Here is a 17,754-nt window from a genome sequence, read left to right on the forward strand (position 1 = left end):
CGACGCCGGAAGGGGGTGGGCCGGATGATCCGTGCGTACAAGTTCCTCATGAGGCCCACCGTGGGCCAGCAGGCCGCTTTGGGCGAGATGCTGCGCGATCACTGCGGCCTCTACAACGGAGCCCTGCAAGAACGGCGCGACGCCTACCAGCACGTGTCGAAGACGAGCATCAAGTACGGGCAGCAGTCCGCACAGCTCAGGGAGATCCGGGCGTTCGACCCCGAGCGGCATGGTCGATGGTCGTTCAGCTCGCAGCAGGCGACGTTGCGCCGCCTGGACAAGGCGTTCGCCGCGTTCTTCCGCCGCATCAAGTCCGGTGACACCCCCGGATGCCCGCGCTTCCGTGGGGTGAACTGGTTCGACACCGTCGAATTCCCCAAGGACGGCGACGGCTGCCGCTGGGATGCCACCCCGCACGACCCCGTCACCCGCGTCCGTCTTCAGGGTGTCGGGCACGTCAAGATCAACCAGCACCGCCCCGTGGTCGGCAAGGTCAAGACCGTGTCCGTCAAGCGCGAGGGCCGTAAGTGGTTCGTCGTGCTGACCGCCGAGCAGGCACAGCCCGATCCGCTGCCGGCGACCGGCAGCATGGTCGGCATCGACGTGGGCATCGCCTCGTTCCTCACTACTTCCAACGGCGGGCACGTCGAAAACCCGCGTCATGCCCGCAAGGCCGCCGCGAAGCTCGAAGTGGCGCAGCAGGCCCTTTCCCGGTTCGGTCGTGTCCGCCGGGACAAGCGCACCGGCAACCACCGACGCGCCGTCGAACGCGTCGCCACGCTGCACCGCAAGGTCCGCCGTCAGCGGCTCGACCACGCGCACAAAACCGCGCTTGGTTTGGTCCGTGAGCACGACTTCATCGCGCACGAAGACCTTAAGATCCGCAACATGGTCAAGGCCCCCGCGCCGAAGCCCGACCCTGAGACGCCGGGCACGTTCCTGCCCAACGGGGCAGCGGCGAAGTCCGGGCTGAACCGCTCAATAGCTGACGCCGGTTGGGGGGTGTTCCTGACGATCCTGCACGCCAAGGCTGAAAGCGCCGGACGGGAAGTGATCGCCGTGGACCCCCGCAACACCTCCCGCACCTGCCCCGAATGCGGGCACACCGCCAAGGAGAACCGGCCCACACAGGAAAGGTTCCACTGCATCGCGTGCGACCACCATGCGCACGCCGACGAAGTCGGAGCAACCAACGTTCTACGGGCCGGGCTGGTCCGTCGCAACGCCAACCAGGCATAGCGAGAAGCCACCTCCTTTAGGGGGTGGAGGAGTCACAGAGGTCCCATGACACACCTGCTTGCCCGCATCCGTTTCCGCCGCCCGGCCGCCAAGTCCCCGCGCCGGCGGACCTGGAAGCATCTGTCCCCGCTCCTGCGGCTGCTGATCCTGACCCAACTCGCCTTCAACATAGGCTTCTACGCCGTCCTGCCCTTCCTCGCCGAACACCTCGGCACCGCGATCGGCATGGCCGGATGGATGGTCGGCTTCGTCCTCGGCCTGCGAACCTTCAGCCAGCAGGGCCTGTTCGTCGTCGGCGGCTGGCTCGTCGACCGCTACGGCGTGCGGCCGCTCGTCCTCGCCGGCTGCGTGCTGCGCATCGCCGGGTTCGCGTGGCTGGGGTACGCGGAGCAGACCTGGGCGGTGATCGGGGCGGTGCTGCTGATCGGCTTCGCCGCCGCGCTGTTCTCCCCGGCGGTGGAGTCGGAGGTGGCCCGGCAGGCGGTGGTGTGGGAGGAGGACGGCCACGGCCCCCGGACCCGGGTGCTGGCCCTGCTCTCGGCGGCGGGCCAGGCCGGGGCGTTCGTCGGCCCGCTGCTCGGCGCCCTGCTCCTCGCCGTGGACTTCCGTACGGCCTGCCTGGCCGGGGCCGCCGTCTTCGTCCTGGTCCTGGCCGGGCACGCCAGGCTGATGCCGCAGCACATCCCCGGCCGGGTCCCTGCCCGAGGGCGGGGCGGGGTGCGCGCGCTGCTGACCAACCGCCGCTTTCTCGCCCTGTGCTGCGCTTACGGAAGCTACCTGCTCGCCTACAACCAGCTCTACCTCGCCCTGCCGGACGAGGTGCAGCGCGTGACGGGCTCCCAGTCGGCGCTGTCCTGGCTGTTCGCCCTCTCCTCCCTGCTGGTCGTCTGCGTCCAGCTCCCGGTCACGCGCTGGGCGGGCGACCGGCTCGACCTGCGCCGCTCCATGTCCGCCGGGCTGCTGCTCATCGCGGCCGGCTTCGCGGTCGTGGCAGCCGCGCGCCCCGCGAACGTGACGGGCACCGCCGGACTGCTGCCCGCCGCGGTGTTCGTCGTCCTGCTCACCCTCGGCCAGATGCTCATCGTCCCGGCCGCCCGCGCCTGGGTGCCCGACCTCGCTGAGGACGGTCGCCTCGGCCTCTACGTCGGCGCACTGTCCTCCGTCTCCGGCCTGATCGTCCTCATCGGCAGCTCCGCCACCGGCTCCCTGCTCGACCTGGGCCTCCCGCCCGCCGTCCCGTGGCTCGTCCTCGCCGCCCTGCCGCTCCTCGCGATCACCCTCGTGCCACCCCGCCCGGAAGCGGCAGAACGGACCGGCGGCCGACCGGAAACCGACTGACCGAGCCGCCTCCCGAGCCGCTGCGGGCGGGCCCGGCTCCGGAGTCGCCCGCGAGGGCGGGGTGGGCTTCTCCCGGGGGCGGTCGAGCAGGCGCGCGGGCCCGTACCCCCGCCCGGTGAGGACGGGGGCACGGGCCCTGCGGTGTACGGCGGTGGGGTCAGTGCTCGGCCGCGAACTCCACGAAGGCGGCCCAGGCGGGGGCGGCGATGAGGAGTGCGGGGCCGGTGGGGGTTTTGCTGTCGCGTACGGGGACGAGGCCGGGGTAGCCGTCGGCCACCTCGATGCAGTTGTTCAAGCCCCCGTCGCTGTAGCTGGACTTGCGCCAGGTCGCGGTGGAGAGGTCGGGGGCGGTGGGTGCGGTCACAGGTTCCCCTTCCGTACGTCGTCGATGAAGGCCGCCCAGGCGGGGGCGGTGACGAGGAGCGCGGGGCCGGTGGGGGTCTTGCTGTCACGTACGGGGATCAGGCCGGGGTAGCCGTCCGCCACCTCGATGCAGTTGTTGGGGCCCCCATCGCTGTAGCTGGACTTGCGCCAGGTCGCGGTGGAGAGGTCGGGCGTGCGCTTCATGATCCTCTGAACTCCTTCAGGACGCCCCTGACGAACGCGATGGACTCGGGCGGGGGCAGCGACCGATCCCGTGCCCGATCGTAGGACAGCCGGGCGCGTGTGACATCGGCTGAATCTTCCAGCAACTCGCCACACCGGTTGCCCTCCGTATAGGCAACGGCGCTTCCGTCCTCCTGCCACAGGAGCGTAAGCGCACCGTCCATCAGATGGTGGGCCCCAGCCGAGAACGGCAGCACCTGAAGCGTGACCATCGGCAGCTCCGCGATCTCGATCAGATGCTCCAACTGGGCTTCCCACACCTTCGGGTCACCCACCGGACGCCGCAGCCCGGACTCGTCCATGATGATCCGAATGGTGGGGGCCGGGCTGCGGTGGATCAACTGCTGACGGCCCAGGCGCGCTATGACCTGCTCCTCTACCGATTCCGCCTCGCTCGCCGTTTCCTGGGCGCCGGACAGCAGCGCACGCGCTACATCCTCGGTCTGGAGCAGCCCTGGGATACCCGGCGAGAACAGGTGGATGATGCAGGCCGTGAGCTCCAGCCTCATGAACTCCTTGTACTTGTCCTTGAAGACTCCCCACCGTGCCACCTTCCACAGCTCCACCAACAGCCCGCCCGTGTCGTAGAACCGGTCCAGGTCCTCCATCACCGCCGGCTTGGAGAGCCGTTTCCCCGCCTCCAGGCGTGACAGGTAGCTCTTGTCGTAGCGCGTCTTCTCGGCGAGCTGGCCGAGCGACAGCCCCGCCTTCTGCCGTAAGTACCGCAGGGCGCTCCCCAGCGCCGCGCGCCCCGACTCCGCTTCCGCTTCCGCGACTTCGGTCATCCCTGACTCCCCGAGCCCTCGCCGTTGTCCTGTTCGCAGGCAATCGCGTGCCTCTGTCGAGCGTAGAGCGCCAGCCGTGACGATGGGGCCACGAACAGTGATCGCCACCCGTCAGAGGCACCTCCTCGCGCTAAGGAACGAAACGACATGACTGACACCTCGCAGCTCCGCCTCCTCCCGTGGAGGTCCGCCGAAGGCAAGCCCTGCTACCTGAGCACCGGTAATCCCAACAGCAGGCTCTCCCGGCTCGCCGACGAGATGGAGGAGGAACAGATCGAGTGCGGGAACGTCGTACTCGAAGGAGCGCACGAAGTGCTGGCGGACCAGGCGGCCGGCGAGGTCGCCGTACGGTTCGCGCTGACGCAGGCCGTCCTTTCCCTGCGGGAGGTGCTGGTCGTCGCGCACAGTCGGGGGCGGCGGCTCCCGGACGGCCGGGACCGCTGACAGACTTGGCCCATGCATCCGCCGAGCCCCCGCCGCCTCTCCCTCCAGCAGATCGTCGAAGGGCAGCGCCGCGCCGCCTTCGTCGGGCGCGAGTCCGAACTCGGCCTGTTCCGCGCCAACTTCACGCTGCCGCCGGAGGACCCCCGGCACCGGTTCGTCTTCCATGTGCGGGGCAACGCCGGGGTCGGCAAGACCTCGCTCGTACGGGAATGGCGGGAGGCGGCAGGGGAGTTCGGGGCGCTGACCGCGTCGGTCGACGAGAGCGCCGACTCCGTGCCGGACGTACTCGCCGCCATCGCCGCGCAGTTCGCCGGGCAGGGACACCCGCTCAAGGCGCTGGACCGGCTGCTCGCCACCTACCGGCGCGCGCGCCACGACGCGGCCGGCCGACTGGCGGCGGACAGCGGGGCGCCGGCCGGGGACCCTTCGGCCGGGGCACTCGCCGCCGCGCAGGCCGGGCTGATCGCGGCCGGGGCGATACCGGTCGTCGGGGCGCTGACCGGGGGCATCGACCCGGCGGTGGTGGCGCGGGGCGCGGGCGGACTGCGGGCGGTGTTCGGGGGGCGGGCCCGGCAGCAGGAGGAGGCCCTGCTGCTGGCGGAACCGGTACGGGTCCTCACCCCGGTGTTCGTCGCCGAGCTGGACCGGGTCGCGGACGCCGTGCCCTGGATCGCCCTGTTCCTGGACACCTTTGAGCGCACCGCGCCCCAGCTGGACCGGTGGCTGGCGGACCTGCTGACCCCCGGGCGGTACGGCGACCTGCCCGCCAACCTCGTCCTGACCCTGGCCGGCCAGCGGCGTCTGGACCCCGTGCACTGGGGCGACCGGAGCCGTCTGGTCGCGGACGTACCGCTGGGGCCGTTCACGGAGGCCGAGTCGCGCCAACTCCTGCACGGGCGCGGGGTGGTGACGGAGTCCGTCGTACGGGAGGTGCTGCGGCTCTCCGGCGGGCTGCCCGTCCTGGTCTCCACGCTCGCCGCCAACCCCGGGGCGGCCGGTGAGGCGAACGCCACCGCCGTCGAACGGTTCCTGGCCGGGGAGAGCGACCCGGCCCGCCGGGCGGCCGCGCTGGCCTGCGCGCTGCCCCGCCGGTTCGACGAGGACCTCGTCGCGGTCGCCGTGGCCGCACCGCGGAACGGGCCGTACGCCGTGCCCGATCTCTACGACTGGTTGCACGAGCTGCCGTTCGTCGCCGAGCGACACTCCGGCCACTCCCGCTACCACGCCGTCGTGCGGGCCCCGATGCTCCGCCTCCAGCGCACCGGATCGCCGCAGCGCTGGAAGGCCGCGCACGACCGGCTGGCCGACGCCTTCGCCGTCCGGCGGGACGCGGCGGCCGAGGGCCTCGACCCGGAACGCCTCTGGGCCGAACAGCCCTGGCGCCGGGCGGCCCTGGACGTGCTGTACCACCGGCTCTGCGCCCGCCCCCGTACCGCGCTGCCCGAGGCCCTGCGGGCCGGGATCGAGCTGTGCGGGCAGGCGCCGTCCCGCGCCCGCTACTGGGCCCGGACCCTCGCAGAGGCGGGCGAGGACGCCGACAACGCCGTACTGCGCGACTGGGGCCGGGACCTGCTGGCCGCCATAACGGACCACGGCCCCCGCCCCACCGCCGCCCTCGGGCTCCTGCTGACCCGGGCCGAGCTGGCCGACACGGACCGGGCCGCCGCCCTCGTGGTGCGCGCCTGGGACCGCTTCCGCGCCGGGGAGCTCGACGCCGCGCTGTCCGACCACGCACGGGCGATAGCCGTGGACCCGCGCAGCGAACGCGCCCACCAGGGCCGGGCGGTGATCCTGCGGTCGCTCGGCCGCTACGAGGAGGCCCTCGCCGATCTGGACCGGGCCGAGAAGATCGCGCCCGCCTGGGCCTGGGCGGTACGCGAGCGGGGGGAGACCTACCGGCGGATGGGCCGCGTGGAGGAGGCCCTGACCGTCCTGGACCGGGCACACGCCCTGGACCCGTCCGACGCGGTGCCCCTCGGCAGCCGGGGCCTGGTCCGCCATGTGCTGGGCCGGCACGAGGAGGCGCTCGACGACTTCGACCGGGCGATCGCACTGTGGCCGGAATACGCCTGGGCGCTGGTCCGGCGGGCCCGGGTCCGCACCGCCCTGGGCGACCCGGTGGGCGCCCTCGCCGACCTGGACCGGGCCGAGGAGCTGTCGCCCGGCCGGGCCGGGACCGAGGGGGAGCGGGGCGAGGTGTACCGGGCGACGGGCCGGCCCGAACAGGCCGTCGCCTGCTACGACCGGGCCCTTGCCATGGACCCCGGCTACACCTGGGCACACGGCAGCAGGGCCCTCGCGCAGGAGGCGCTCGGCCGTATCCCGGAGGCGCTGGCGGACCTCGACCGGGCGCTGGAGCTGGACCCCGACTACGCGTGGGCGCGGGCGCAGCGGGAGCGGCTGGGGGAGGCGTGACGGCGAGGCCGCGACGAAGGGACGCGACGAGGGGACGCGACGAGGGGAGGTGGCGATGCCGAAGCGGCCACGAAAACCCTTGCCGCCGGTGGAGCGGAACCCGGTATCCTTTCCCTGCTTTGTACAGCGAGCACTGAAGACGGGGGCGTCGGTGCGCGAACATCGTAGGCACGGAGGCCGCACTTACCGGGCAGGGCACGGATGACCGCCGACCTGGGTTCCGGCGTCGGCTTACGGCAGTCGGTCAGCCTCATCATTCCGGTCCGGCTCCACGGCGACCCCGATGTGTGGGCCGAGGGCCCCATTCCCTTCGAGGCCGGCGGCCACCGCACGGATGTGGCATCGCGCCAGACGTATTTCACCCCGGCTGCGGGGCGCGCGCTGTACGGCTCGCCACAACGGCCGCGCCGCTGGCACCTGTTCGTCGACGTCGTCCACGGTCCCCTCCATCTGCACGGCCTGGAGATCCTGCGCACCCCGACGGAGCCGCATCCGCACCACGCCCAGGCCGTCCTGCACTTCAGCATCCCCTCGGCGGGGTTGCTGGATGTACTCCGGGCGCTGGGAGGGCGGGCGGGCGCCGGGCCCACCCCGCTGGACGGCCCGCTCGCTCCCGACGTCCTTCTCGCAGGTGTCGCCTCGCCGATGGACATGGGCGCCGCCACACACCCGTACACCGTTGCCTTCCTGACCCCAGGCCCCGCCGAGACCGCCGCTGTGCGCTCCGACGGTGTGCTTCCGGAGACGGCCGACCGCTGGCTCTGGGCGCTGGCCTCCCGCTCCAACGAGATGGATTTCCCCACCGCCCCGGAGCAGCTCCCCGGCCAGCGTGATCGTGCCGTGCGGATCTCGGCCGACTGGAGCGCTCTCGTCCTGCGCCACGGTGCGGCGTTCCTCGGCCATCGTCCCGACGAGGGCGACGGAGACTTCTACGATTTCGCAGCCCTGCATGTCCGTTCCGTCTACCTGGACGCCCTTCTTCTCGGTATCGCGCAGCGCGACCACATCGACGAGCTGACCGACGGGCTCTCCGGGGTCTTCGACGGCCCCGGGCTCGCCCGGCGCGTCACCGAACTCGAACGGGACATCGCCGGGTTCCGGAGTACCTACTGGCGTCAACACCTCACTGCCCACGGCCCGGCCAACGAGTTGTTGCTCGCCTATCACGAGCAGTACCGGCTGCCCGCCCGGTTCGAGGAGATCCTCGCGGAGGCCGCCGACTACTCCCGGATCGTCCAGACGCAGGACGGGCAACAGATCGCCGGCGCCCTCGGTGTGCTGACGATTCTCGGCCTGCCGCTCGGCACCGCCCTGAGCATCCTGCAGGTGCTCGGTGACGACGACCCCCTCCACCTTCTTCTTGCTCTGGCCGTCGCCTTCGTCGCCACGGCGGCCGCCTTCACCACTCGGTACGGACGCCTCGTCCTCGCCTCGCTGCGCGGGAGCCGCACCTCCGACGAGTGAGAACAACCGATGTGCGCAAAAGCCCAGTTGTTAGCATCAGGTACAAACTGCCGAACAGGACACGGTCGACGTGACGGTCAACGAGGGCGAGTCTCTCCGGCTCTACAAGAAGGCCCTGCGCTATGCCGAATCGGACCCAGAGGTGTTCCTCAGCACGGCACGGCGGGCGGCGGAGGCGATTCTTCTGGACCTTGCGATGAGAGAAGCCGTCGGATCCAAGCCGACGCTCGAATCCCTGCTCACGGTCCTCACGGCCAGAGGGGTCGTACCGCCCAAGATGGTGCTGGCCATCCGCACGATCCAGAACTACGGCAACTTCGGCAGCCACGCCCTCGACGGCTCGGGTGACGAGATCTCCGCCGAGGACGTGCAGCCCTGTCTCAACGCCCTGACGCAGCTGGCGGCCTGGTACGGACGGACCAGTTCGTCGTTCGCCGAGAGCGAGGGGCGTGAGGCGCTGGCCGCCGTGCAGAACACGGCCGGGACGAGCCGCCTGGCCGACTCCACCCTGATCGTAGTGAAGGCGCTGATTCTGGGCTGTGGCTTCGACGAGGTGCTCGCCCGACGCAGCCACCGCCTGGTGTGCGTACAGCTTCCGTGGTCGGACCAGCTGGTCAGCGAGGTCGCGGAGGGGCGACTGGACCTGGCGATCTACAACGAGCAACGGCTCCTGAGCATGATCGAGGAGGATGAGGAGCTGGCGCACCGGGTGGCCTCCGTGGGCCGCCTCGGCCACTCGATGGGGGGCCGGAACTTCTATCTTCTCGCGGCGCGTGGCGGACGCTGGGGTGGCGCGACGGCCGAGGAATTCCTTGCCGACCCGGCAGGCGCGGAGATCGCCGTACCGAGGTACAGCGACATGTTCGCCAATGTCCTCACCGCCTTCGCCACGGACGAGGCCGGGTTACGGGAGAGGGGGGTACGGATTCTCGACGTGCCGCATCACCTCGGTCTCGAACTCTTTCATCTGAACCGGGACGTCCTGGCCGTCGGCGGACAGAACCTTCGGATGCACGCCCGGGATGAGGACGACTACTTCGAGCTGCTGAACTCCGACATGCTTCCGGCCCCGGCCCAGGCACGGTTACGGTCGGCGGCTGCCAACGTGCTCGTCGCGAACCGCGCCTGGCTGTCCTCGATCGGTTTCCGGCCGAACGATCTCTTCCGTGAACTGATGCGCCGTTTCCACGACATGGGTGCCGACGTGGATCGCTTCGAGACCACCGTCGATGAGCTGATCGCACACGCCTCGTTCCCTCTCCAGAGCACCCGGAGCAGCCGGGAGCGGCTGGTGCGCCACGTCCTGTTCGAGAGCTACCGCCTGGGGGACCCGTGACCGTGACCGGCGAGAAACGCGTCCTGGTACTGGGCGGGACCAATTTCGACATCATCGTGCAGGCGGAGAACTTCCCCCAGGAGCACGAGAAGGTCCGGGGCGAGGCATGTGCGGCGCGTCCCGGTGGGTCGGCGGCGAACACGGCCCTGGGGCTGGCCCGTCAGGGCTGCGAGGTCAGGCTCGTGTCAGCGGTGGGGGATGACGCGCTGGGGCGCCTGTGCCTGGACGATCTGCGGGACGGAGGTGTGGACACGGCACTGATGCGAGTGGACACCTCCTTGCGGACAAGTATGGCCATCGTGATCTCGTCCGGGACCGGCAAACGGATGATGACGTTCGCCGGCGCCGACCGCGATCAGGCGTTCCGGGCAGTGACGGAGTCGGACGTGGTGGCCGTGGACCATGTCCACGTCGTCGGAGTGCCCACGCCCGAGCTCGGCCGCGTCGTGGGTCTCGCACGCCGGACCGGCCGTACCGTCTCGGTCGAGTGGAACGGTCGGGACATGAGCGAGCTGGCCAAGGGACCGGGGCTGAACTTGATGAACGCCGACGAGGCGGGCCGGCTTCCCCGCGCCCGGCCGGAGGACGCCGCAGGTACCGCCCTGCGCTACGCGGAGCGGCTGTCGGGAGAGGTGATTCTGACGCAGGGCGCCGAGGGCGCCCTCTGGGCCGCACCGTCCGGTGCGCTGGTGCGCGAACCGACGACAGCCGTGGAGCCCGTGGACCGTACCGGGGGCGGTGACGCTTTCAACGCCGGGGTCATCGCCGGCTGGCTGTTCGGCGAGCCGCCGTCCACGTGCATGCGCCGAGGGCTTGACGCCGCGTTGCACGTGATCACGAAGATAGGAGCTCATCCATGACCAGGTGGCTTGGTGTCGCCCTGCTTCCGCGCGCGGACCACACGCGCGCCGCCATCCGGCTGCAACAGAGTCTGGGAGGTGAGCGCCCCCTGCAACCGCCACTGAGCGAGAACGGAAACCTGCCCCATCTGACCGTTTTTCAGGGGCCTTTCGAGGACAATCTGGCACCCGAGCGGGAACTGGTGAGGATCGGAGCGTCCGTGAGCCTGCCCGGACAGCTGTCGCTCGCGTCCGTCGGCATCGTGTACCAGCCGACCGGCTGGCTGTTCATGTCCGTCGAACGGCCCGCGCTGCTGGAGAAGCTCCAGGAAGTCGTCCTCGACGGCCTCGCCCCCCGTCTCGACCGGCAGGCGTTCGATACCTCGAAGGACACCTCCAGGTTCACGGAGTCCGAACGTGTCAGCTTCGCCCGGTACGGCTACCGCTACACCGGCGACGCCTACGCACCCCACATCACGCTCGGGCGCACCGATGAAGCCACCGCTCTCGAACTCGTACGGACCGCTCCCGAACGCACCCGCGTACCCGACGAGTGGGCCTTCGACCGGCTCAGCTTCTACGTGATGGGGGAGCACGGCGCCCACGCGGAGAAGTTGGCCGAGCGACCGGTCTCCGCCGTATGAGTCCCCGGCACTTGCCGTACGACGGGCCCGCCCTGCACCGCTTCGCCCGGGATGCCGTGGACGCCGGGGCGGAGTGGCTGGCCGGGGAGGGGGCGGGGCGGCTCTGGACGCACAGGCGGTTCAAGCCTTCGGGGGAGGAAGTCACCGATGCCGACATCGAGGTGGAGCGGCGGATGACGCGTATTCTCGTGGATCGCACGCCGGAGATCCCCGTCGTCGGAGAGGAATCGGCGGGCGCGGGCCCAGTACCCGATACGTGCTGGCTGCTGGACCCCATCGACGGCACGATGAACTTCACCCGTGGAGCCCCCGGGTACGCCGTCTCGCTCGCCTGCGTGGTGGACGGGATGCCGGTGCTCGGTGTGGTGCACGCACCCGCTCTCGGCCGGCGCTGGAGTACGGGAGCCGGGGGAGCGAAGGCTGCGGGCGTGCAGGGCAGCCGCAGTCTCTCCGGGGCGGTGGTCGGCCTGACGGGAACGGGCTCCGGCCGTCCACGCTCCGCCCGGCTCATCGGCCGGCTGTACGACGTGGCCCACCGGATCAGGCTGCAAGGTGCGATGAGCCTGGATCTGGTGGGGGTGGCGGAGGGCTGGCTGGACGCCTGCGTCTGCCTCGACCCGGGCCCCTGGGACGTGGCGGCGGGCGTCGCCCTGGTGCGGGAGCGCGGCGGGACGGTGCTGGGAGCGGGCGGGGGTGCCTTCACCACGCAGTCCCCGATCCTGGCTGCGGGCGCCGGCCCGGTCGCCCGGGAGCTCATCGCGCTCTGGGAGTCGCTCGACAGCTGACGGCCCCTTCAGGGGCTGCGGGACAGGCGAGGGTGCCACGTACTCACCCGGTCAAAAACGACCTGCGGGACGTCCGTCGACATACCCGTACGTACCCAGGTCGCCCCCTCTGCGGCCCGTTCCCGTTCGATTACAGTGCTTGCGCGGTCGCCCGCAGTGGGCCCGCGCGGACGCACGCGGCGCCGGGCGCGGGCCGGGACGGGGAGGGGGACGGGGTGAGCACAGGGACCACGGCGGTCTGGGGCCGGGCCGAACAGCAGGACTTCCGCAGCCGGGTCCGCGGGGCCCTGCTCGGCGGGGCAGTCGGGGACGCGCTCGGGGCCGGGGTCAGCGGGCTGGTGCTGGAGGAGATCCGCGCCGCCCATGGGGCCGAAGGGGTCACCGACTACGTCCCCGCGCACGGCAGACGCGGCGCCGTCACCGCCCTCACCCAGCTCACCCTGTTCACCGTCGACGGGCTGATCCGTGCCCAGGTCCGCCGCGACACCGGGGCCTGGCACCCGCCCACCGATGTGCACCGGGCCCATCTGCGCTGGGCCGCCACCCAGCACGACTGGGGGCCCGACGAACGGCGCGAGGACAACGGCTGGCTGGCCGCCGAGGAGTGGCTCTACGCCCGCCGCGCCCCCGCCCGGGAATGCCTGAGCGGATTCGGCGACACCGTCATGGGCACCCTGGACCGGCCGAAGAACCCCACCGCCCGGGACGCGGGCGCGCTCACCCGGTCCGCGCCGTTCGGGCTCCTGGTGGGCTGGGAACCGGGGCTCGTGCTTCAACTGGCCGTCGAGTGCGCGGCCCACTCCCACGGCCACCCCGCAGCCCAGCTGGCCGCCGGAGCCTTCGCCGTACTCGTGCACGGGCTCGCGCGCGGCGAGAGCCTGGACGGTTCCGTGCGGAACGTGCTGGCCCTGCTCGCCGAACGCCCCGGCCACGAGCCGGTGACCGAGGCCCTGCGGCAGGCCCTCGGCTCCGTGCGGCAGGGCATCCCGGGCCCGGCCCTGATCGAGGCGCTGGGCGCGGGCGACGCCGCCGAGGAGGTCCTCGCCGTCGCCGTGTACTGCGCGCTGGTCAGCGAGGACGTCCGGCACGGGCTGCGGCTCGCGGTGAACCACAGTGGTCCCTCCCGCGCCACCGGGTCGGTCTGCGGGGCGCTGCTCGGGGCGCTGCACGGAGAGACCGCGCTGCCGCCGGCCTGGCTCGCGGAGCTGGAGGGGCGGGCCACGCTCCTCGAACTGGCCGACGACTTCGCGATGGAGATGACCCAGGGCCCCGCCCTGCACAGTCCGACGGCCGTCGCCCCGGGCTGGCTGGCCCGCTACCCACGGGGCTGAGGGGCTGGGGGCTGGAGGGCTGGGGTCGGGCCTCTGTCCTGGGGTGCGCGTGCGTCAGGTGGGCGGCATGTCGGCGCGTCAGCACATTGGCGTCTCAGCACGCCGGCATGTCGGCACGTCAGCGCATCAGTTCGCCCGCGTTGACCAGCAGCGACTGACCGGTGATCGCCCTGGCCCGGTCGGAGGCCAGGAAGACGACGGCCTCCGCCACATCCCCGTCCGTGGCCAGCTCCGGCAATGCCATCCGCTCGGTGAGCCGGGCCAGCACCTCGGACTCCGGTACGCCTTCGGAGCGCGCGGCGAACTGGACGTACGCCCGCACCGGCGGGCCCCACATCCAGCCCGGCAGCACCGCGTTGACCCGGATCCGGTCCGGGCCCAGCTCCCGGGCGAGCGAGTACATCGCCGAGGTGAGCGCCCCCTTGGACGCCGCGTACGCTGCCTGCCGCATCTGGGAGGGGGCGGCCACCGCGGACTGCGTGCCGATCACCACCACCGAGCCGCCCCGCGCCTTGAGCGCGGGCAGACAGGCCCGGGTCATCCGCAGCGTCCCCAGGAGGTTCACGTCGATGACCGACTGCCACGTGGCGAAGTCGGCGTCCCGGAGCCCGCCGAAGTAGCTGTCCCAGGCGGCGACATGGACCACCGAGTCGATCCCCCCGAACCGCTCGACCGCCAGCGCGGCCAGCGCCTCGCACTGCGTCTCGTCCGTGATGTCGGTCGGCAGATGGGCCGTGTGCCGGCCTTCCGGGTCGATCTCCGCCGCCGACCTGGCCAGGTTCGCCGCCGTACGCGCTCCGAGCACCGCGCGCCCGCCGTCCCGGACGACGGTCTCCGCGACCCGGTGCCCGAGCCCCGGCCCGACGCCCGACACGATGACGGTCTTCCCCGCGAGCAACATCGGCGCCTCCCGGCCCTGGCGGTCCATCTGACGGACCGTCAGAGTAGAGGGGGCCGGGACCTGATGGAAGAGGTCAAGAGGTCAAGAGGGAAGAGGAAGGCGGGCAGACGCGATGACCGATGACGCCGGGACGGCGCGCGGTGGGGCGGGAAGCGGCAGGGGAGACGGTGGGGTGGGAAGCGGCAGGGGAGACGGTGGGGCGGGAAGCGGCAGGAGAGATGGTGGGGAGGGAAGCGAGCGGTACGCGGAGCTGGCGGGGGCCGGGCCGTACGGGGTGCGCCCGGGGCACGCCCTGATCACCATGGTCGAACCGCATCCGGGCCATGAGTACGCGTACAACCGCTGGTATGAGGACGACCACTACTACGCGGGCGCGACGGCGATGCCGTGGATGTTCGCCGGGCGGCGCTGGGTGGCCACCAAAGACCTCCAGGAGCTGCGGTATCCGGAGAAGTCGGCGGTGGCCCGGCCGGTCGGCGCGGGATGCTACCTGTCGACGTACTGGGTGACCGAGGGGCGCTACGACGACCACATGAAGTGGACCGTCGCCATCAACAAGCGGCTGAACCGGGACGGCCGGGTCTATCAGGACCGGACCCATGTCTTCACGGCCTTCCAGGACCACGAGGCCACTGCCTACCGCGACGGAGCCGCCGGACCCCGGGACTTCCATGCCCTCGACCACCCGTACGCGGGCCTCGTCCTCCAGGTCGTCGACGCCGAGGGGCCCGGACAGCGGGCGGAGCTGCTCGAATGGCTGCGTTCACGCCATCTCCCGAAGCGGCTGAAGGGGTCGCCCGCGGCCATGGTCACGGTGTTCCGGCCGACGCCCCTGCCCGGCGACCGGATGACGTACGTGAAGCAGGTCGAGGGGATCGGTACCCGGCTGACCCTGCTGTGGTTCCTCCAGGAGGACCCGCGGACCTGCTGGGAGGAGCACTTCACCGGTCTGGACGGGGCGGTCGCGGAGACCGGTCTCGGGCGGGTCGAGCTGGTCGCCCCGTTCGTGCCGACCGTGCCGGGGACGGACCGGTACGTCGACCTGCTGCGGTGAGCGGATCATGCCGAGCCCCCTCGGCCAGGACGGCGAACCGGTCGAGAGGGCTCCATCAGGTGATGCGGTGATGCGGTGATGCGGTGACGCGGTACGGCTGTGAGGCGGTACGGCTGTGACGCGGTGACCGGTGGTGCGTGATCAGGCGTCTACCGTGCCCGTGGCGACATCGCGCACGAACGCGTTCCACGCGCCGGGGACGAAGGTCAGTGAGGGGCCCTCGGGGGCCTTCGAGTCACGTACGGCGATGGACCGCGCGACCGGGGACTTGACCTCGACGCACGCGCCGTTGCCCCCGGAGTACGACGACTTCGTCCACTTGTCCGTAGCACCCTGAAGAATTGCCATGTTCACTCCGGTTCAGAGAGTTGGGTGAGTCGCACCAACCTGATTCCGATTGGCGTGATCGACGCTACTCGCCAAGCCCCGTCCATGAGATGGCCGTTCACTCGACCGGATGATCTTTCCCTGGTATGCCTTCCGTGGAGAGTGGGCGGCGGTGTAAAATCCCGCCGCCCGCTCCCGCCCGCTCCCGCCCGTCGCTCCCCATCACTCCCGGATTGGCTCGTATACGACGTGTCAGCTCGTGTACGACTTGGCGATCCTGCTGATGAACTCCCTGGTCTGCTCCACGTTCAGCGCCTGTGCCCGCAGGTGCTCGTACATCACGCTGTAGCGCTGCACGTCGTTCGCCTTCTCCAGGTAGAGATCGCTCGTGACGCCCTCGATGTAGACGACGCTGGAGTCCGCGGCGTCCGGGAACTCCAGGATCGCGTACTGGCCGTTGATGCCCGGGTGCGCGCCCATGTCGAACGGCAGCACCTGCACGGTGACGTGCGGCAGGTGCGACTGCTCGACGAGGTGTTCCAGCTGGTCGATCATCACCTGCTTGTCGCCGACCCGCCGGCGCAGCGCCGACTCGTCGATCACGGCCCACAGCCGCAGCGGATTCTCCGGCGCGTTGACCCGGTCCTGCCGCCGCGAACGTACGTTGACCCGCTTCTCGATGTCCGACGGAGGGGCCTCGGGGAGCGCGCCGCTGATCAGGGCCTCGGCGTACGCCCGGGTCTGGAGCAGGCCCGGGACCATCTGGGGCTCGTACACCCGCAGTGACTCCGCGTCGGTCTCCAGGCCGATGTAGACGCTGTACGGGATGTCGCCGAAGGCGTGCCACCAGCCCTGCTGGCGGGAGTCCTTCGCCATCTGCATGAGCGAGTCGACGATGCGATGGTCCTCGACCTCGTACACCCCGCAGAGGTCGCGCACATCGCGCTGGCTGATGGAGCGGCGGCCGTTTTCCAGGCGGCTGATCTTCGACTGCGAGACCAGCAGCCGCTCCGCCACCTCTTCGGCCGTCATGCCTTTGAGTTCGCGCAGGCGGCGCAATTCCTGGCCCAACCTGCGTCGCCTGACAGTGGGATTGACGTTGGACGGCACGGAAACGGCACCTCCGGCTATGTAGCTGTGCGTATCTACTGCTCAGCAGATTGCCACCCCTTGCCCCGGCCGCGCTGGGAAACGGCCACACGCGGACCGTGGGGGGCGTACGCACCGGTGCGCGGGACGGCGCACAAGCGCACGGGGCCGCCGGTGATGGTGACTACCGGCTGCCCCGTGCGTGGTGCGGCTCCCGGACCGGGTCCTGTGATGACTGACGGCGGTACGGCGGTGTGCTGTTGTTTCGGTGTTCGGTGTTCGGTATCCGGTGTTTCCAGGTCCGGGCGGTCAGCTCGCGGCGGTGTGCGCCATGCTGCCGCGACGGGCCTGTGCTTGCGGCTGCAACGGAACGCCCGCTGCCTGTTGCGTACGGCGTGGCTGGACGGCTACACCGTTCTGGACGTCCAGCACGGCGTGCGCCACGAGACCGCCTATCGGGTCGTGCCTGATCAGGTCCCGGAGCCGGGAGCGCGATGAGCGCCCCTCGTTCCCGGGGTACAGGTGCTTGCCGAGTCCGACCGCGTGGGCCAGTGCGGCGAGCGCCGCGGTCCGCGGGTCCGGCGGTACGCCGGTGCGGATCGCGCTGTCCAGCCGGTTTCTGATGTCCCGGCTGATCGCCGTCTCCGTCGCTTGGTAGCGAGTCGTCGGCAGCACTCCGCACATCTGGCCCGCCACGGCATGAACCATGCCGCACCGCTCCAGATGAGCGAGATAGATCTGGCGCAGCCCCAGACGGGGCCCGCCGATCCAGTGGACCGCCCGGACCGGGCTGCCGCGACGGCGCAGCAGTTCCAGTGCGGAGTCCAGAGTCGGATCTCCTGTCGGCCGTGGCATCACCACGGCGATACGATCCCCGTCAGGGGCTATCCGTCCTGCCAGAGCCAGCTCCACTAGCTGTGCCCCGGCCAGGCCGAGGTCGAGCGACTGCGGCTGCGCTGTGGTACCCGTGGTCGGGTCCAGAGCGAGCAACAGAAGCTCCTCCGGGATTGTTCTGCGGCTCCTGCCCATCCATGCCTCCCCGCGTGGATGTCTGACAGGGTGACCCCTCTCACATTCATCTGTCGAGAGCGCCTGACTGCTTTGTAAGGGAACCAGTAGGTATGTCGTTCTCGTCTAGCAGCTCGGCCAGGGGTTCA

18 protein-coding genes are annotated in these 17,754 nt (G+C 71.0%); 11 read left to right on the top strand and 7 right to left on the bottom strand.

Features of this window, described 5'->3' with window-relative positions; genetic code table 11:
* Positions 1–24 precede the first annotated feature (24 nt).
* Positions 25–1,239 carry an RNA-guided endonuclease InsQ/TnpB family protein gene (locus ACGF2Y_RS22685; protein ID WP_392950413.1) on the top strand — a complete coding sequence of 405 codons (1,215 nt, stop codon included), beginning with the start codon at positions 25–27 and terminating at the stop codon, positions 1,237–1,239.
* 45 nt (positions 1,240–1,284) lie between these two features.
* Complete coding sequence (locus ACGF2Y_RS22690; protein WP_392950328.1) at positions 1,285–2,577, top strand: MDR family MFS transporter; 1,293 nt, start codon at positions 1,285–1,287, stop codon at positions 2,575–2,577.
* A 157-nt stretch (positions 2,578–2,734) separates the two neighbouring features.
* On the opposite strand, the gene ACGF2Y_RS22695 is transcribed toward ACGF2Y_RS22690, so the two are convergent.
* Genes ACGF2Y_RS22695 through ACGF2Y_RS22705 form a run of 3 tightly spaced genes read right to left on the bottom strand, consistent with a single transcriptional unit; the run spans position 2,735 to position 3,968 of the window.
* Positions 2,735–2,941, bottom strand: a complete 207-nt coding sequence (locus ACGF2Y_RS22695; RefSeq protein WP_392950331.1) for a DUF397 domain-containing protein — start codon at positions 2,939–2,941, stop codon at positions 2,735–2,737.
* Positions 2,938–3,144: a DUF397 domain-containing protein gene (locus ACGF2Y_RS22700; RefSeq protein WP_392950334.1), complete on the bottom strand. Its 207-nt coding sequence runs from the start codon at positions 3,142–3,144 to the stop codon at positions 2,938–2,940. The genes ACGF2Y_RS22695 and ACGF2Y_RS22700 overlap by 4 nt, the downstream gene beginning before the upstream one ends.
* The gene (locus ACGF2Y_RS22705; protein ID WP_392950337.1) at positions 3,141–3,968 is read right to left on the bottom strand and encodes a helix-turn-helix domain-containing protein; all 828 of its coding nucleotides are present in this window, start codon (positions 3,966–3,968) and stop codon (positions 3,141–3,143) included. The genes ACGF2Y_RS22700 and ACGF2Y_RS22705 overlap by 4 nt, the downstream gene beginning before the upstream one ends.
* A gap of 147 nt (positions 3,969–4,115) precedes the next feature.
* On the opposite strand from ACGF2Y_RS22705, the gene ACGF2Y_RS22710 reads away from it, so the two are divergent.
* The 8 genes from ACGF2Y_RS22710 (at position 4,116) to ACGF2Y_RS22745 (ending at position 13,226) form a co-directional block, all read left to right on the top strand.
* The gene (locus ACGF2Y_RS22710; RefSeq protein WP_392950340.1) at positions 4,116–4,412 is read left to right on the top strand and encodes a sulfatase; all 297 of its coding nucleotides are present in this window, start codon (positions 4,116–4,118) and stop codon (positions 4,410–4,412) included.
* A gap of 12 nt (positions 4,413–4,424) precedes the next feature.
* The gene (locus tag ACGF2Y_RS22715) at positions 4,425–6,827 is read left to right on the top strand and encodes a tetratricopeptide repeat protein (protein ID WP_392950342.1); all 2,403 of its coding nucleotides are present in this window, start codon (positions 4,425–4,427) and stop codon (positions 6,825–6,827) included.
* A 201-nt stretch (positions 6,828–7,028) separates the two neighbouring features.
* Positions 7,029–8,291, top strand: coding sequence for a hypothetical protein (locus ACGF2Y_RS22720; RefSeq protein WP_392950345.1), 1,263 nt, complete (start codon positions 7,029–7,031; stop codon positions 8,289–8,291).
* Between the two features lie 70 nt (positions 8,292–8,361).
* Complete coding sequence (locus tag ACGF2Y_RS22725) at positions 8,362–9,627, top strand: DUF4145 domain-containing protein (RefSeq protein ID WP_392950347.1); 1,266 nt, start codon at positions 8,362–8,364, stop codon at positions 9,625–9,627.
* A gap of 2 nt (positions 9,628–9,629) precedes the next feature.
* Positions 9,630–10,487, top strand: coding sequence for a carbohydrate kinase family protein (locus tag ACGF2Y_RS22730; protein WP_392950350.1), 858 nt, complete (start codon positions 9,630–9,632; stop codon positions 10,485–10,487).
* Positions 10,484–11,110: a hypothetical protein gene (locus tag ACGF2Y_RS22735; protein ID WP_392950353.1), complete on the top strand. Its 627-nt coding sequence runs from the start codon at positions 10,484–10,486 to the stop codon at positions 11,108–11,110. The genes ACGF2Y_RS22730 and ACGF2Y_RS22735 overlap by 4 nt, the downstream gene beginning before the upstream one ends.
* Positions 11,107–11,895: an inositol monophosphatase family protein gene (locus ACGF2Y_RS22740; protein WP_392950356.1), complete on the top strand. Its 789-nt coding sequence runs from the start codon at positions 11,107–11,109 to the stop codon at positions 11,893–11,895. Before ACGF2Y_RS22735 ends, ACGF2Y_RS22740 begins: the two co-directional genes overlap by 4 nt.
* A gap of 215 nt (positions 11,896–12,110) precedes the next feature.
* On the top strand, positions 12,111–13,226 hold the full coding sequence (locus tag ACGF2Y_RS22745) for an ADP-ribosylglycohydrolase family protein (protein ID WP_392950359.1): 1,116 nt from the start codon (positions 12,111–12,113) through the stop codon (positions 13,224–13,226).
* A 118-nt stretch (positions 13,227–13,344) separates the two neighbouring features.
* On the opposite strand, the gene ACGF2Y_RS22750 is transcribed toward ACGF2Y_RS22745, so the two are convergent.
* A complete protein-coding gene (locus ACGF2Y_RS22750) occupies positions 13,345–14,127 on the bottom strand; it encodes an SDR family oxidoreductase (RefSeq protein ID WP_392950416.1) in 783 nt (260 codons plus the stop codon).
* Between the two features lie 112 nt (positions 14,128–14,239).
* Here ACGF2Y_RS22750 and ACGF2Y_RS22755 point away from each other — a divergent pair, with 112 nt between their 5' ends.
* Positions 14,240–15,181, top strand: a complete 942-nt coding sequence (locus ACGF2Y_RS22755) for a hypothetical protein (RefSeq protein WP_392950361.1) — start codon at positions 14,240–14,242, stop codon at positions 15,179–15,181.
* Between the two features lie 141 nt (positions 15,182–15,322).
* Here ACGF2Y_RS22755 and ACGF2Y_RS22760 read toward each other — a convergent pair whose 3' ends face one another.
* From ACGF2Y_RS22760 to ACGF2Y_RS22770, 3 genes are all read right to left on the bottom strand, one after another.
* Positions 15,323–15,529: a DUF397 domain-containing protein gene (locus ACGF2Y_RS22760; protein WP_392950364.1), complete on the bottom strand. Its 207-nt coding sequence runs from the start codon at positions 15,527–15,529 to the stop codon at positions 15,323–15,325.
* 231 nt (positions 15,530–15,760) lie between these two features.
* A complete protein-coding gene (locus ACGF2Y_RS22765) occupies positions 15,761–16,618 on the bottom strand; it encodes a helix-turn-helix domain-containing protein (protein WP_392950367.1) in 858 nt (285 codons plus the stop codon).
* Positions 16,619–16,906: 288 nt separating this feature from the next.
* Complete coding sequence (locus ACGF2Y_RS22770) at positions 16,907–17,626, bottom strand: GPP34 family phosphoprotein (RefSeq protein WP_392950368.1); 720 nt, start codon at positions 17,624–17,626, stop codon at positions 16,907–16,909.
* Positions 17,627–17,754: the final 128 nt, after the last annotated feature.

Origin of the sequence: Streptomyces sp. NPDC048142 (assembly GCF_043202835.1) — a bacterium.
Classification (GTDB): domain Bacteria; phylum Actinomycetota; class Actinomycetes; order Streptomycetales; family Streptomycetaceae; genus Streptomyces.